Below are 15,251 nucleotides of genomic sequence, written 5' to 3'. Positions count from 1 at the left end.
GGTCCGCTGCCCTGCCCGCCGGTCAGTCGAGCAGGCGCTCGCGCAGCCGCTCGCGCGTGGCGGCGGAGACCTTCAGGCCCTCTTCGAGGTAGCGGTCCGTGCTGCCCCACTCCTCGTCGATGGTCTCGAGGCCGGCGTTCAGGTACTCGATGCGGGCGTCGAAGAGCGGGCTGAGCAGCTCCATGACCTCGGGGGAGTAGGCGTCCTTCGCGGTGGCGGTGCGGCGCACGTTGTAGCGGCGGTGCTTCTCGTTCGACTTGAGGTAGTCCGCCTCGATGGCCTCGCGCTCCACGCCCACCGCGAGCAGCGTCACCGCGATCGACAGGCCCGCGCGGTCCTTGCCGGCCGCGCAGTGCATCAGCGCGGGGAGGCTGTCCTCGGCGAGGGAGTGCAGCACGCGGCTGTGCTCGGCGGTGCGCTCCTTGATCATGGTCCGGTAGGACTCGACGAGGCGGTTCGCCGCGCGGCCCTCGGAGAGGATCTGGCGCAGCTGCTCGATGTCGCCGTCGCGGACCATGGCCCAGAATTCGGCGCCGTCGGCCGGGTCGTTGAGCGGCAGGTTCAGATTGCGCACGCCGGGCAGCTCGACGTCCGCGCCCTCCAGCCGCTGGTCCGCGGCGTTGCGGAAGTCGAAGACCGTGTGCAGGCCGAGGGAGGAGAGGAAGGCCGAGTCCTCGGCCGTGGCGTGGGCCAGGTGACCGCTGCGGAACAGCACGCCCTGGCGCACGCGCCGGCCGTCCACGGTGGGCAGGCCGCCCACGTCTCGGAAGTTGCGCACTCCGGTCAGCTCGGGCTCGGTGGACGGTGCGTGCTGCGTCACAGGGGCTCCTCCCAATCGGTGCACCGGCGTTGGGTCGCCGGCGGGCGCGCTCCTGACGATACGACATCGGTTCCACAGGCAACCATCTGTCCGATTCACTCCGTTCTGTGCCAACTGTGCATGAATCGAAGGGGCTTGTAGGCGTGTGCGTGACCGGCCTCATGTTCGTGACGCTGTGTGGCGGGCGGCCCCGATTGCCTCCCCAGTAATCCCCGAAGGTATGGCGTTGGTAAAGCGGGGAATGTCGACGCAGGGTTACGCAGGGCGGCCTGTGAAACCCAAGGAATTGCCGCCGCAGGAGAATTCGGCAGTTGTCGCCACCATTGCGGTTCGCCTACGGTCACCAATCAATCCGGTCGGAACGCCTAGTCCTGCCGCCGCCCGGATTCCTTTCGACTACCCGTCACGGCAGGAGCGGGGGACCCACACGCAAGACGCCGCGTAGGGGGATTTCCCGAAGCGGCTTGGGGTGAAGCCGTGCCCGTACTCCGGGTGCGGCCGGGCATCTCCAGCCCGAACCCGACAGCTCACCTCGTAGGCGACGGAGAGGAAATTCAGCATGCCCGCAAAGGGAAAGCACCGCCTTTCGACCTCCCGCCGCATCGCCCGTGTCGCCGCCGTCGCCTCCGCCGGTGGAGTCGCCGTGGCGCTGCCGCTGATGGGCGCCACCGGCGCGCAGGCCGCGACGTCCGGCCCTGCCGCCGACGCCACGACGTACACCGTCAAGGCCGGTGACACGCTCTCGAAGATCGCCAAGGCGCAGGACGTCGACGGCGGCTGGAAGAAGCTGTACGAGGACAACAAGGACGCCGTCGGCCCCAACGCCGACCACCTCAAGATCGGCGTCGAGCTGAACCTCGGCGGCGCGGCCCAGGGCGGCTCCGCGGGCGAGGCCACCGCCACGCAGACGAGCGCCAAGACCACCGCCTCCGGCGACTACGTGGCGCCGGTCGACGGCGCCAAGGGGCACGGCTACGGCAACTCCGGCTCCATGTGGTCCAGCGGCAGCCACACCGGCGCCGACTACTCGATCCCGACCGGCACCTCCGTGAAGTCGATCGCCGACGGCACCGTCGTGTCGACCGGCTCGGGCGGCGCCTACGGCAACGAGGTCGTCATCGAGCACGCCGACGGCCACTTCTCCCAGTACGGCCACCTGTCCTCGATCGGTGTCGCCCAGGGCGACACCGTGACGGCCGGCCAGGAGATCGCCAAGTCCGGCGCGACGGGCAACGTCACCGGACCGCACCTGCACTTCGAGATCCGCACCACCGCGGACTACGGCTCGGACATCGACCCGATCGCCTACCTGAGCGAGCACGGCGTGGACGCCTGAGACCGTTCGTAGCGGACGCGACGACCCGCTCTCTTCGGCGCCCGGGGATCTTCCCCGGGCGCCGAAGTGCGTTCGCGCACTTATTCCCCAGGTGGCGAGTGGGCTATCTCACCACGCGTCAACCCCTGGCTACGGTCGCGTAGGTCACATCCGAGGGTGAAAGATGTGTGGTCGTGGCAAACGAATCGAGAGCACTCACGGACTCACTCAACGGCACGATCCGGTCCTACGCGGCCGTGGGCGACAGTTTCACCGAAGGGGTCGGCGACCCCGGCCCCGACGGAAAGTTCGCCGGCTGGGCCGACCGGCTCGCCGTCCTCCTGGACGACCGTGTCCCCGAGGACACCTTCAAGTACGCGAACCTGGCGGTGCGCGGCAAGCTCATCGACCAGATCGTCGCGGACCAGGTCCCCAAGGCGATCGAGCTCGCCCCCGACCTGGTGACCCTGGTCGCCGGTGGCAACGACATCATCCGCCCCGGCACCGACCCGGACGACGTGGCCGAACGCTTCGAGAAGGCCGTCGCCAGGCTCGCCGACGCGGCGGGCACCGTCATGGTGGCCACCGGGTTCGACACCCGTGACGTGGCCGTGCTCAAGCACCTGCGCGGCAAGATCGCCACGTACAACATGCATGTGCGGGCCATCGCCGACCGGTACGGCTGCCCGGTGCTCGACCTGTGGTCGCTGAAGTCCGTCCAGGACCGCAGGGCCTGGGACGACGACCGCCTCCACCTGTCGCCCGAGGGGCACACCCGGGTGGCGCTGCGCGCCGCCCAGGCGCTCGGCGTCGAGGTGCCGGCCGACCCCGAGCAGGCGTGGCCGCTGCTGCCGCCGCGCGGCACGTTCGAGGTGCGGCGCGACGACATCCACTGGGCGCGGGAGTTCCTGGTGCCGTGGATCGGGCGCCGGCTGCGCGGCGAGTCCTCCGGCGACCGGGTGCAGGCCAAGGGCTTCGTGGACCCGCACGCGGTGAAGGCGCACCTGGAGGCGGCGTCCTGACGCACTGACCTCGGCGGTACGGCGGCGCTGACGGGTTTCCGTCAGCGCCCCGCCCCCGTCAACTCCGCGCGCTCGAGCCCCAGTTCGCGGGCGAGCGCCTCGTCCACCCACTCCTGCATGCGGGCCCGCGACACCGCGGCCGACCTGCCCTCGTACGCGGTCACCTGCACGGCGAGCCCGTCGAGCAGGGCCGTGATCCGCAGCGCCGCCCCCATCGGGTCCGCGCAGGCGAACTCGCCCGCCGCCACGCCCTCGGCCACCACCTCCGCGAGCGCCGCCTTCCACTGCCGGTCGAGGTCCCGCGTGACCTCCCGCAGTGCGGGCTCGCGCAGCGCCGCCGCCCAGCCCTCGATCCACAGCCGCCACCCCTTGGCCTGCCCCGTCGGCGCGTACCAGCGCACCGCGGCGCGCAGCCGCTTCAGGGCGGTCGTGCGGCGGCCGAGCAGCTTGCGCAGATGGGCCAGGTCGCTCTCGGAGGCGTGCGCGAACGCGGCCGCGACGAGCTTCTCCTTCGTCGAGAAGTGGTACAGCACCAGCGCGTTGCTCACGCCGAGCGCCGATGCCACGTCGGCGATGCGCACGGCGGCGACCCCGCGCGCCTCGATCTGCTCGATGGCGGCCGTCAGCAGCTCTTCACGCCGCTCGGCCACGCTCAACCGGACTCTGGTCACGTGGCAAGCCTAGTTGTTCTTGTGTGCGGACTTGTTGCGTGCAGGACTCTTGACGCCCCGGCGTCGCACAGGTCACAGTCACGTCACGTTCCACTACTGACTGTCCGTTCAGTCAATAAGTCGGTTGGACGGGGGTAGGCGCGGCCCCAGCAGGAACCCAAGAGCTGTCCGTGCCGTCCTCGTTCTGTTCTCGCCAGGAGCAATCGTGACCCAAGCGCCATCCCTCTCGCCGACCCCGCCCGCCGGGGACGAGCCCGACCTCTCCGAAGGCTGGGGCGAGCAGCGCTCACGGCTGCGCAAGGATCTGCGCCGGCTGGACGTGCTGTTCTTCCTCATCTGCACGCTCGTCGGCCTGGACACCATCGGCTCCGTCGCGGCCCAGGGCCCGCAGGGTCTGACCTGGATGGTCATCCTCGCCGTCGTCTTCTTCCTCCCCTACGGCCTGCTCGTGGCCGAACTCGGATCCGCCTTCCCCGTGCAGGGCGGCCCGTACGTGTGGACGCGCCTGGCCTTCGGCCGGCTCGTCGCGGGCGTCAACCAGCTCCTGTACTGGATATCCAATCCGGTCTGGGTCGGCGGCAGCCTGTGCATCATCGCGCTGACCACCTGGGAGGAGTTCTTCACGCCGCTGCCGGGCGTGTGGAAGTACGTCGCCGGATTCGTGTTCATCTGGGGCGGCGCGCTCGCCGTGGTGCAGTCCGTGCGCATCGGCAAGTGGGTGCCCATCGCGGGCGCCGTCGCGCGCGTCGTGCTGCTCGGCTTCTTCCTCGTGTCCGTCGTCGTCTACGCCGCCGAACATGGCGTGCACGCCCTGCCTGCGGGCGAATTCACGCCTACGTATGCGGGCTTCGTGGCGCTCGTCCCGGTGCTCATCTTCAACTACGTGGGCTTCGAACTGCCCAGCTCCGCCGCCGAGGAGATGAAGAACCCGCGCCGCGACATCCCCCTGTCGATCCTGCGCTCAGGACTCGCCGCCGTGCTCCTCTACGGAGGCCCCATCCTCGGCATCCTGTTCGTCCTGCCCAGCGAGGAGATCGGCAGCCTGGGCGGTTTCATCGACGCCTGCAAGGCTGTCTTCACCGTCTACGGCGGCTCCATCGCGGCCGACGGCACGGTGACGCTGACCGGCATGGGCTCGGTGTTCGGCGGCGTCGCCGCGGCCGGCCTCATCATCGGCCTGCTCACCTCCGGCGTCACCTGGGCGATGGGCGCCCACCGCGCGCAGGCCGTGGCGTGCGCGGACGGCGCGGGCCCGGCCTGGCTGGGCCGCATCTCCGAGAAGCACGGCACTCCGGTACGGGTCAACATCCTGTCCGCCGTGCTCGGTTCGATCCTCTTCGTCGTCGCTCTCAACCTCACCGGCGGCGACGGCGAGAAGTACTTCGCCGCGGGCCTCGGCCTGACCATCAGCACGACGTTCATCTCCTACGTCATCACCTTCCCGAGCCTCGCGGTGCTGCGCCGCAAGTACCCCGACCAGGAGCGGCCCTACGCCGTGCCCGGCGGCCGGGTGGGCGCCTGGATCGTGACCGCGCTCGCCACCGGCTTCGTGGCGTTCACCGTGATCGTTCTCGTGTGGCCCGGCTTCGGGGTGGGCTGGTTCGGCACCTCGGGCAACCCGGCGGACTCGCTGCCCGAATCGTTCGCCGGGCAGCGGCTGCCGTACACGCTCAGCCAGGTGCTGCCGCTGCTGCTGTTCGTCGCGATCGGGTTGGTGTTCTACGCGTGCGGGGCTGGGACACGGCGGCGCGGCCGCGCGGGCGGCACGGCGGGCGCCGCCGCGGAGGTCACAGCGCAGGGAACTGGTAGTCGCGGCTGATCAGGCCCTCCTCGTCGACGGTGACGAACTCCGTTCCGCCACCCACCGCTTCGCCGGTCGCCACGGACACCGACTGCCAGCGGAACGTGACCACGTCCTCCAGGGCCGCCGCGGCGCCCGGCGCGGCGCGGAAGGTGTACTCGCCGCTCGCGACGAACTCCTCGTGGGCACGCGCCACCCGGGCCTCCAGCTCGGCGTGACCGCGTGCCACGAGCGCCGCGCCGGCGAAACCGAGCCGGTGCGCCTCCGCGCGCATCTCCTGAGGCGGCTGAAGGACATGGACCCCGTCCCGCGCCCACAGGGCCGCCACGGCCTTGCGGCGCAGGCCGGGGTCGGGCTCGTTCCAGACGGCGGCGTAGCGGGCGGCCAGATCCTGTGCGTCGATGTGCGCCATCGTGACTCCTCGGGTTGCCAGGGACTTGCGACGACTGTGCGGCGCGGCCGGGTATCACCTCAATTCCCGGCGGGGAATGGCACGTTGACCACGCGTTGAGGTAGACACGGGCCGGTGACGACGCAGACGGTGCGGGGCGGGGAACTGGGCGAGGCGCTGCGCGGCTGGCGGACGCGGCGCAGGATCAGCCAGCTGGAACTCGCCGCACGCGCGGGCACCACACAACGCCATGTCAGCTTCATCGAGAGCGGCCGTTCCATGCCGGGCCGCGCCATGGTCGTACGCCTCGCCGAGGCCATGAAGGTGCCGCTGCGCGAGCGGAACGTGCTCCTCCTGGCCGCGGGATACGCGCCCGCCTACCCCGAGACCGGTTTCGCCGACCCGCATTTGGGCGCCGTCCGCAGAGCGCTGGAGCGCGTGATGGAGGCGCATCATCCCTACCCGGCCGTCATCATCGACCGGGGCGCGGACCTCGTCACCGCGAACGGCGCCTTCCACGCGTTGATCGGCGGGGTGGACGCGCCTCTCCTTGAGCCACCGGTGAACGTGGCGCGCGTCCTGCTGCATCCGCGCGGTCTCGCGCCGCGCATCGAGAACCTGGACGAGTGGGCGTGGCACGTCGTCGACGCCCTCCGGGACGAGGCCGCACGCAACCCGCATCGGCGCACGGCCCAACTCCTCACCGAACTGGAGGCGTTGCTGCCGGCACGGCCGCGGCGCAACGGCCCGGACCATCTGGGGTTCGCCGTACCGCTGCGGCTGCGCTCCCGCGTCGGCGAGCTGCGCCTGCTGAGCACGCTCACGCACTTCGGCACGGCGGTCGACGTGACCCTCGCCGAGCTGCGGCTCGAAGCGTTCCTGCCGCTCGACGAGGAGACCGCCGACCGCCTCAGCGAGCTGGCACCCCGTGCGCGTCCAGAGCGATCGCCCCGCCCGGATGCACGAGCAGCGGATTGACCTCCAGCTCGGACAGTTCCGGATGGTCCGCGGCGGCCTGCGCCACCGCGCACACCGCCGCTACCGCCGCCTCCAGGTGGACGGCCGGTGCGCCGCGCCACCCGGTCAGCAGCGGTGCGTGCCGCAGTTCGAGGAGCAGGGCACGCGCGCGTGCCGGGGTGAGCGGGGCCAGGGCCAGCGCCGTGTCGGCGTGCAGCTCGGCGGTGACACCCCCGGCGCCGACCATGACGACCGGACCGAACGCCGCGTCCCTGCGCACCCCCACGATGAGTTCACGCGCGTACGGAGGTGTGGCCATCGCCTCGACCGCGTACCGGTCCGCGCCGGTGGCCTCCCGCATCCGCGCGAACGCGGTCCGCAGGGCGGCCTCGTCCGCGAGGTGCAGAGCCACGCCCCCGGCCTCGGTCTTGTGGGCGAGCCCCATCGCCTTGAGCACCAGGGGATAGCCCGTGCGGTAGGCGGCCTCCACCGCGGCGTCCGCGTCCGTCACGAACGCGGCCGTGGGGAACGCGACTCCGTAGGAGGCGAGCAGCTCACGCACCCGCTCGTAGCCGCCGTCCTCGACCTCGTACGCCGCCGGGGGAGCGGTCCGCTCCTGCGGCAGGCGCGGCGCGGCGGAGGCCAGGCGCACGGCGCCCGCGAGCGCCGTCGCCGCCTGCTCGACGCGCTCGTGCACCGGAATGCCGCGCTCCCTCAGGACGGCCAGGGCCGCCGTGTCGCGGGCCATCGTGTGCACGAGCAGGGCCCGCCCCGCGGCACGGGAGGCGTCGGCCAGGGCGTGCGCGATCTCGCACTCGCGTTCCTCCTGGGCCGGGTTCGCGCTCGCGTAGTCGCCGAAGTAGCCGGTGAGCACGACCGTGTCCGCGTCGCCGCTGTCCAGCAGGGCGGCCGCCACGCGCGCGTAGGCGGCCAGGTCCCGCTCGCCGGCCCCGGCCAGGTCGACCGGGTTGGCCCGCCCCGCGCCCGGCGGCAGATGCGCGCCGAGCGCCTCGACGGTGGCCGGGGAGAGCGCGGGCACGTCGAAGCCGCACGCGGCGAACGAGTCGGCGGCCAGCGCGCCCTGCCCGCCGCTGTCCCCGATCACGGCGATCCGGTGCGGTGGGGGTGGGGCGGCGCCGGCTGGGTCGGGGGTGGGGGCGGTCGGCGTTTCGTGGCGTGGGGGATGAGGGCGCGAACGTACGAGCGAGGGGGTGGGGGACATCAAATGGAGGGCCGTGTCGACGAGTTCGCCCGCCGAGTCGAGCAGGAGGGCGCCCGCGTCGCGGCAGATCGCGGCGACCGTGGCGTGCGGGCTGACCAGGGCGCCGGTGTGGGAGGCGGCCGCGCGGCCCGATGCCGCGCTGCGGCCCACCGTGAGGAGCAGGACCGGCTTTCCCGCCGCGTGAGCGGCCGCCAGGACGTCCGCGAGGCGGCGGCCGTCCCGGAAGTCCTCCACGTACGCCGCGATCGCTCTCGTGGGCTCGTGGGCGATCAGGGACTCCAGGGCGTCGGCGGCGTCGATGTCGCGCTGGTTGCCGAGCGAGACGAAGCGCGAGAAGCCCGCGCCCGCGCGCTGGAGGTGGCGGCCGATCTCCAGGGCGAGGTTGCCGCTCTGCGAGACCAGGCCGAGCCCGCCGGTCGGGAAGTCGCCCCAGCTGAGCCGGAGTTGGCTCGTCGTGTCGACGATGCCCATGCAGTTGGGGCCGAGCAGCCGGGCGCCGCGCGCGGTGACCAGGCCCGCGAGGGTGTCCTCCTCCGTGGTGCCCGAAGTGATCACCGTGAAGCAGCGGGCACCCGCGTCCAGGCCCTCCTGGACCACCGGGCGCACCTGCTGGGGCGGCACGGCGACCACCACGTGCTCGGGCGGCGCGTCCAGGGCGGACAGGGCGGGGCGGAACGGTTCGCCCTGAAGGTGGCCGCCCCGGTGGTTGACCAGATGGACCGCGCGGCGGGCGCGTCCCGTCAGGGCGCCCGCCGCGAGCCAGTAGCCCCACTTCTCCGGGTTGTCGGACGCGCCGACGACCGCGACCGAGGCCGGGTCGTACAACGCGTCCAGGCTCGTTGTCGTCGTCACCTGTACCACCCGAACCTCTCCGCGAGGATCGGCAGGCGGTCGGCGACGATGGCGTGCGCCGCGGCCCTGGGGGTCGTTCCGTCGCCCTCCGCGCGCGCGAGCATCTGGTCGATCAGGGAGCGCATGGAGCGCCGCGTGTAGGCGAAGGCCTCGTCCGCGTCCGCGCCGATGTCGCCGAACAGGGTCCACCACCACCAGGCGTTCGTCCCGGAGTTGACGACCACGTCCGGCAGGACCGTGATGCCGCGCCCGGTCAGCAGCTCCTCGGCCTCCGCGAGGACCGGCATGTTCGCCGCCTCGACGACCCAGCGGGCCGTGATCCGCTCCTGGTTCGCCGCGTCGATCGCGTACGAGACCGCGGCCGGGACCAGCACGTCCGCGTCCGCCGACAGCCAGGCGTCGCCCGGCAGTTCACGGTCGCCGGGGCGCAGCCGCGCGCGGTCCACCGTGCCGTAGGCGTCGCGCGCCGCGAGCAGCGCATCCACGTCGAGACCGGCGTCGTTGGCGATGGTGCCCTTCAGGTCGGCCACCGCCACGATGGTGAGCCCAGCGCGCGCGAGGAAGCGCGCCGTGGCGCCGCCCATGGTGCCAAGGCCCTGGAGGGACACACGGGTGCCCTCGTAGGGGCGGCCGGCCCGGTCGAGCGCGACCAGGACCGCCTCGGCGACGCCGCAGCCGCCCACCAGCTCGTCCAGGCCGATGCCGTCGACGTCCACCGCGAAGGCGTCCGCGAGCCGCCGGCGGGCCGTCTCCTCGTCGTCCAGGAGCGGGTACACGGCCTGGATCGACGACACGAGACCCGCCTCGGCCGCCGCCTTGTCGACCAGGTCCTGCGTGAGCCCGAGGTCCTCACCGGTCGTCCAGAAGGACTCGATGTACGGGCGCATCGCCTTCAGGTAGCGCACCAGGACGCCGTACGCCTCCGGGTCCTGCGGGTCGCAGTCGATGCCGCCCTTGGCGCCGCCCAGCGGGATGTAGCGGCCCTGCGGGTTGTAGTGCAGCGCCTCCTTCATCGTCATGCCGCGCGCGAGGCCCGCGACCTCCTCCAGGGTGCAGCCGGCCCGCATGCGCAGGCCGCCGCTGGAGACGCCGCGCACCAGGCGGTCGATGACGAGGTGGCCGTGCCGGCCGGTGACGTGGTCGGTCCAGGTGAGCTGCGTGAGGGGCGCCGTGGGAGCCGTCGGGGGCGTGGCGGTGGTGGCGGGCGTGGGGGCGGTGGTCATGCGGACTCCTCAGGGACGACGATCAGGGTGGGGGCGGGCGTGGTCAGGGCGGTGCTCAACAGCTTGGCGAGCTCCTCGGGGGAGTGGGCGGTCGCGCCGTGGCCTCCGTAGGCGCGGGCGAGGGCGGGCAGGTCCACGCGCGCGTGGTCGACCGCGAGCGGCGCGTCGCCGCGGGCCTTCATCTCGTCGCGGATCTCGCCGTAGCCGGAGTTGTCGAACACCACGACGGCCAGCGGCTGTTGGAGGGCCGCGGCCGTGGCCAGCTCCTGGATCGAGAACTGCAACCCGCCGTCGCCGCTGAGCGCCACCACCTGGCGGTCCGGGCATGCGGCCTTCGCGCCGATCGCGGCGGGCAGCGCGTAGCCGAGCGTGCCGAAGCCGGTGGGGTGCAGGTAGCGGGCGTCCGGGCCCAGGGTGAGGTGCGGCAGCGCCCCGTAGTAGCAGCACTGGGCGCTGTCCGAGGTGACGACGGCGTCCGGGTCGAGGGCGCCGCGGATCGCCTCCAGGTAGGGCAGCCAGTGGGCGTCGCGGGGGCGGGACTCCTGGTCGCGGGCCGCCTTGAGCGCGGCGGTTTCGCCGTGGGCGCGGGTGGGGTCCGGGGCGGTGGCCGCGGGTTCGAGGGCGAGTGCGTCGAGCGTGGCGGCCGCGTCGCCGACCAGCGGGACGTCCGCCGGGATGCCCGCGTACATCTGCGCCGGGTCGAGGTCCACCCGGATCAACTGCCCCTGGAAGGGCAGGGGTTCGGCGGTCCAGATGTCGGACTCGGCCAGCTCGGTGCCGACCGCGAGGATCACGTCGCGGGTGGTGAGCCATTCCTGCACGGCGGGGCTGTGCAGGGAGACGCCGAGGGAGAGCGGGTGCTCTTCGTCGACGACCGCCTTGCCGTTCGCCGTGGTGACCACCGGGGCCGCCAACTGCTCCGCCAGGGCGAGGCATTGGGGCGCCGCGCCGCGGGCGCCGCCGCCGAGGATCAGGGCCGGGCGCTCCGCGCGGGCGAGGAGGGTGGCGGCCTGCGCGAGGTGCGTCGCGTCCGGTACGCGCGGAGCGGCCGGGGGAGCGGTGCGGGCCGGGCCCGCGGGCTCCGTGGCCTCCAGGAGGTCGAGCGGGATCTCGATGTGCGCCGGGCGCGGCCGGTTCGAACGGAACAGCGTGAACGCGCGCGCCACCGCCGCCCCGATCTCCGCCACTGAGGAGACCCGGTGGCTGAAGGCGGCCACGTTGCGCAACGCCTCGCTCTGGCTGCGCATTTCGTGCAGCAGGCCCGTCGACTGGCGTGGGTGGCGCAAGGGCATGCCCGGCGAGATCACCAGCAGCGGCACGCTGTCCGAGTACGCCTGCCCGACGGCCGCCGCGATGTTCAGGAGCGCGGGACCCGTGGTCGTGATCGCCACGCCGGGCGTGCCCGTCACGCGCGCGTACCCGTCCGCCGCGTATCCGGCTCCCTGTTCGTGGCGCGGTGCGGTGTGCGCGACACCGTAGGCCGTCAAGTGGCGGTAGATCTCCAGGTTGTGGGTGCCCGGGATGCCGAAGGCCCGGGTGACGCCGTGGGCGGCCAGGGCGCGGACGAGGGCCTCGCCGCCGGTGAGGTGGCTGGGGTCCGCCGCAGGGGTGGGACTGTGGCGGGAAACGGCGGCGGGTGGGTGCTGGGACGTCACAGTGACCTCGCAATGATCAGGCGCATGATGTCGGAGGTGCCCTCTTCGATCTCCTCCAACTTGGCGTCGCGCATCCACTGTTCGACCGGGAACTCGCGCGAGTAGCCCCAGCCGCCCAGCGTCTGCACGGCGGCCCAGGTGCAGTACGCGGCCGTCTCCGATGCGGTGAGCTTGGCCATGGCGGCCTCGGTGGTGGCGCTCAGGCCCGCGTCCAGGCGGCGGGCCGCGCGCCACGTCATCAGGCGCGACTGCTCGATGCGGGTGCGCATGTCGGCGAGGCGGAACGCGACCGCCTGGTGCTCGATGACGGGCTTGCCGAACTGCTCGCGCGTACGCGCGTAGTCGCGTGCGTACTCGTAGGCGGCGCGGGCGACACCGGTGGCGGCGGCGCCCAGGACGGCGCGCGAGATGTCGAAGGTGCGCATCAGGCCGCTGAAGCCCTGCCCTTCGTCGCCGAGCCGGTTCTCCTCGGGGACGAACGCGTCGGAGAAGAAGATCTCCCGGCAGACGATGGCGCGTTGACCCATCTTGCGCATCGGCGCGCCGAAGGTGACGCCCTCGGTGTCCTTGTGCAGCAGGAAGGCGCTGACGCCGCGCGAGCGCTGGGTCGGGTCCGTCTTGGCGAACACCACGTAGCGGTCGGCCTCACCGGCGTTCGAGATCCACGCCTTCTGGCCGTTGAGGAGGTAACCGCCCTCGGTGCGGCGGGCCGTGGTGCTGATCGACGCCGCGTCCGAGCCCGCGCCGGGTTCGGTGGTCGCAAGCGACGTCATCGGGGTGTCGGGGCCCGCGAGCGGGGTGAGCCAGGTGCGCTGCTGATCCTCGGTGCCCAGGGCGAGCACGGGGTCGGCGAAGAAGCCGTTCGAGCACAGCAGATTGCCGATGCCCAGGTCGCCGACGCACAGCTCCTCCTGGACGAGGACCTGCGTGAACACATCGGTGAAGCCGCCCCCGCCGAACTCCTCGGGGAGCATGAACCCGGTGATGCCGACCTTGGCCGCCTTGCGCCACAGGTCCCAGGGCGTCTCGATGTCCGCCTCGTCGACGGCACGCGCGCGTGGCCGGATCTCCTCGGCCGCGAAGGTCCGGGCGAGCTCGACGACGGCGTGTTGTTCGGGAGTGAGCGGGACCAGTTCGGTGGGCAGTTCCGACACGGTGCCTCCAGATGACTTTACTGAATCGTCGGTCAGTATCCGGAGTCGTCGAGAGCGCTGTCAATCGAACTGTTACTGAATGATGGATCAGTTTGTGGGAGACGCTGCCGCACGCCGCGCGTCGCCGGCGGAGGGACGCCGGTCACATGCGCGGGGATTCGGGCACACGGAGGACGCCCAGCGCGTTGTCAGTGGTGCCGCACATAATGGGAAGCCTGATCGATCAATGGGAGGCGCCGTGTCACGTTCTCTGACTTCCGGGCTGCGCTCGCTCCAGCCCGATGCCTTTGGCGCCGAGCCCGCGGGAGCCCGCCTCGACCGCATCCGCCGGTCCCCGAACTTCGCGGACGGTTCCTTCCAGAACCCGGAGGGCGCGCGCACCCGGCCCGACGGCTCGATGGTCGAGTTCGCGAAGAACTACTTCCGCAAGGACGAGCGCGCCCGCCGGGCGCCCACGGGGACCGTGCCCGTGCATGCCACGACGCTCGCCGATCTCGCGAAGCCGCCGGTGAGCGGCCTGCGGATCACATGGATGGGGCACTCCAGCGTCCTCGCCGAGATCGACGGGGTGCGGGTGCTGTTCGACCCGGTGTGGGGCGAGCGCTGTTCACCGTTCGCCTTCGCGGGGCCCAAGCGGCTGCACCCGGCGCCGCTGCCGCTCGCCGCGCTGGGCCCGGTCGACGTGGTGGTGATCTCGCACGATCACTACGACCACCTGGACATGCCCACCATCAAGGCGCTCGCCCACACGGACACCGTGTTCGCGGTGCCGCTCGGCGTCGGCGCGCACCTGGAGCACTGGGGCGTGCCCGCGGACCGGTTGCGCGAGCTGGACTGGCACGAGTCGACCAAGGTCGCCGGGGTGACGCTGACCGCCACCCCCGCCCGCCACTTCTGCGGCCGCGGCCTGCGCAACGCGCAGCACACCCTGTGGGCGTCCTGGGTGGCCGCCGGGCCCGAGCACAGCGTCTTCCACAGCGGCGACACCGGCTACTTCTCCGGGTTCAAGGAGATCGGCGCGGAGCACGGGCCGTTCGACGTCACGATGATCCAGATCGGCGCGTACTCGGAGTACTGGCCGGACATCCACATGACCCCGCAGGAGGGCATGCGCGCCCACCTCGACCTCCAGGGCGGGCCCGCGGCCGGTCCGATGCTGCCGATCCACTGGGGGACGTTCAACCTGGCGCCGCACGCCTGGGCCGAGCCCGGTGAGGGGACCGTCACCGCGGCCCGCCGCGCCGCCGCGCGCCTCGCGCTGCCGCGCCCCGGCGAGCCCTTCGAGCCCGGCGCCGAGGCGCTGCCCACGGAGCAGTGGTGGCGGGCGGTCGCGGCGGTGCCGCCGGGCGGGTGGCCGGTGGCCGGGCCCGCGGCGGGGGCGGCGGAGACGGAGATCGTGGTGGCGGGGTAGGCGCACGCCACTCCGGTCACGTCACTCCGGTCATGCCGCGCGCCGCGCCCGCAGGACCGTGTCGCGGTGGTGGTGGGTGCCGGGCGGGGCCGGGGCGGTGCGCCCGCGCGTCTCGTCGACCTGGATCTCCCAGGCGCCCTCGCCGTCGGCGGCGAGGAGCTTGATGACGTCGTCGGCCCAGTAGTAGTCGGCGGGGTCGAATTCGGCGGTCACCGCGGCGTCGTGCGCCAGGTCCGCCAGCGCGTGCGTGACGAAGAGCAGTGTGCCGCCGGGCGCGACCGCGTCGATGAGCCCGCGCGCCGCCGCCGGGCCGGTGCTCCGCAGCAGCGGGAAGTACTGGACGCTCACCAGGTCGAAGGCGCCCGCCGGCGGCGGGGTCACCGCCAGGTCGGCCCGCGCCCAGGAGACCCGCCCCTCGACGTCGGTACCGGCCGCGGCGGCGCGGCGCAGGGCGACCTCCGAGACGTCGACCGCCGTGACCTGCCAGCCTCGCCGGGCCAGCCAGAGCGCGTCGCCGCCCTCGCCGCAGCCGACGTCGAGGGCCTGGCCGGGCGGCATCCCGTCGACCTCGGTGACGAGCACGCCGTTCGGGTTGCCGCTGAAGAGCCGCTCGCTGCTGCGGTACCGCTCGTCCCACTCCCGGGCGGTGTCGGAGTGGATGGAGTCGGAGTGGATGGAGTCGGGCTGAGTGGTGTCCGACTGCGGGCTGTCGTCCTGAACGATGCCGTTGTTCATGGCGTGAGGCATGGCGTCCGGT

Annotated in this window: 13 protein-coding genes and 1 riboswitch; of the genes, 5 read left to right on the top strand and 8 right to left on the bottom strand. The window is 72.7% G+C overall.

From position 1 onward, the window contains the following. Positions 1-22: 22 nt before the first annotated feature. On the bottom strand, positions 23-820 hold the full coding sequence (locus ACNYS0_RS08045; RefSeq protein WP_422471971.1) for a tyrosine-protein phosphatase: 798 nt from the start codon (positions 818-820) through the stop codon (positions 23-25). A 368-nt stretch (positions 821-1,188) separates the two neighbouring features. Then, a riboswitch (cyclic di-AMP (ydaO/yuaA leader) is annotated at positions 1,189-1,376 on the top strand. Positions 1,377-1,379: 3 nt separating this feature from the next. Between ACNYS0_RS08045 and ACNYS0_RS08040 the strand changes: the two genes are divergently transcribed. Together ACNYS0_RS08040 and ACNYS0_RS08035 are read left to right on the top strand one after the other, a co-directional pair. After that, the gene (locus ACNYS0_RS08040) at positions 1,380-2,156 is read left to right on the top strand and encodes a M23 family metallopeptidase (RefSeq protein ID WP_422471970.1); all 777 of its coding nucleotides are present in this window, start codon (positions 1,380-1,382) and stop codon (positions 2,154-2,156) included. Positions 2,157-2,374: 218 nt separating this feature from the next. Next, positions 2,375-3,157 carry an SGNH/GDSL hydrolase family protein gene (locus tag ACNYS0_RS08035; RefSeq protein WP_422482503.1) on the top strand — a complete coding sequence of 261 codons (783 nt, stop codon included), beginning with the start codon at positions 2,375-2,377 and terminating at the stop codon, positions 3,155-3,157. Positions 3,158-3,198: 41 nt separating this feature from the next. Here the strand turns inward: ACNYS0_RS08035 and ACNYS0_RS08030 are convergent, their stop codons facing one another. After that, positions 3,199-3,828, bottom strand: coding sequence for a TetR/AcrR family transcriptional regulator (locus ACNYS0_RS08030; RefSeq protein WP_422471969.1), 630 nt, complete (start codon positions 3,826-3,828; stop codon positions 3,199-3,201). Positions 3,829-4,033: 205 nt separating this feature from the next. On the opposite strand from ACNYS0_RS08030, the gene ACNYS0_RS08025 reads away from it, so the two are divergent. Then, positions 4,034-5,647 carry an APC family permease gene (locus tag ACNYS0_RS08025; protein WP_422471968.1) on the top strand — a complete coding sequence of 538 codons (1,614 nt, stop codon included), beginning with the start codon at positions 4,034-4,036 and terminating at the stop codon, positions 5,645-5,647. On the opposite strand, the gene ACNYS0_RS08020 is transcribed toward ACNYS0_RS08025, so the two are convergent. After that, entirely contained in the window at positions 5,616-6,041 is a 426-nt protein-coding gene (locus ACNYS0_RS08020) for a hypothetical protein (protein ID WP_422471967.1), read from the bottom strand. The two genes, ACNYS0_RS08025 and ACNYS0_RS08020, sit on opposite strands and share 32 nt — an antisense overlap. A gap of 114 nt (positions 6,042-6,155) precedes the next feature. On the opposite strand from ACNYS0_RS08020, the gene ACNYS0_RS08015 reads away from it, so the two are divergent. Then, positions 6,156-6,998 carry a helix-turn-helix domain-containing protein gene (locus ACNYS0_RS08015; RefSeq protein ID WP_422471966.1) on the top strand — a complete coding sequence of 281 codons (843 nt, stop codon included), beginning with the start codon at positions 6,156-6,158 and terminating at the stop codon, positions 6,996-6,998. On the opposite strand, the gene ACNYS0_RS08010 is transcribed toward ACNYS0_RS08015, so the two are convergent. Genes ACNYS0_RS08010 through ACNYS0_RS07995 form a run of 4 tightly spaced genes read right to left on the bottom strand, consistent with a single transcriptional unit; the run spans position 6,931 to position 13,083 of the window. Beyond that, positions 6,931-9,051, bottom strand: a complete 2,121-nt coding sequence (locus ACNYS0_RS08010; RefSeq protein WP_422471965.1) for an acetate--CoA ligase family protein — start codon at positions 9,049-9,051, stop codon at positions 6,931-6,933. The genes ACNYS0_RS08015 and ACNYS0_RS08010 overlap by 68 nt on opposite strands. Continuing rightward, the gene (locus tag ACNYS0_RS08005) at positions 9,048-10,274 is read right to left on the bottom strand and encodes a glutamate dehydrogenase (RefSeq protein ID WP_422471964.1); all 1,227 of its coding nucleotides are present in this window, start codon (positions 10,272-10,274) and stop codon (positions 9,048-9,050) included. Before ACNYS0_RS08005 ends, ACNYS0_RS08010 begins: the two co-directional genes overlap by 4 nt. Next, complete coding sequence (locus ACNYS0_RS08000) at positions 10,271-11,929, bottom strand: 5-guanidino-2-oxopentanoate decarboxylase (RefSeq protein ID WP_422471963.1); 1,659 nt, start codon at positions 11,927-11,929, stop codon at positions 10,271-10,273. Before ACNYS0_RS08000 ends, ACNYS0_RS08005 begins: the two co-directional genes overlap by 4 nt. Further along, entirely contained in the window at positions 11,926-13,083 is a 1,158-nt protein-coding gene (locus ACNYS0_RS07995) for an acyl-CoA dehydrogenase family protein (RefSeq protein WP_422471962.1), read from the bottom strand. The genes ACNYS0_RS08000 and ACNYS0_RS07995 overlap by 4 nt, the downstream gene beginning before the upstream one ends. Positions 13,084-13,309: 226 nt before the next feature. On the opposite strand from ACNYS0_RS07995, the gene ACNYS0_RS07990 reads away from it, so the two are divergent. After that, positions 13,310-14,494 (top strand): MBL fold metallo-hydrolase, encoded by a 1,185-nt coding sequence (locus tag ACNYS0_RS07990; protein ID WP_422471961.1) that lies wholly within the window; start codon positions 13,310-13,312, stop codon positions 14,492-14,494. 30 nt (positions 14,495-14,524) lie between these two features. Here the strand turns inward: ACNYS0_RS07990 and ACNYS0_RS07985 are convergent, their stop codons facing one another. Beyond that, positions 14,525-15,241, bottom strand: a complete 717-nt coding sequence (locus tag ACNYS0_RS07985) for a class I SAM-dependent methyltransferase (protein ID WP_422471960.1) — start codon at positions 15,239-15,241, stop codon at positions 14,525-14,527. Positions 15,242-15,251: the final 10 nt, after the last annotated feature.

It is taken from the genome of Streptomyces anthophorae (assembly GCF_049310305.1).
Taxonomy (GTDB): Bacteria; Actinomycetota; Actinomycetes; order Streptomycetales; family Streptomycetaceae; genus Streptomyces.
The sequence above is the reverse complement of the archived record's forward strand: the minus strand, read 5'-3'. Positions and strand labels throughout refer to the sequence as shown.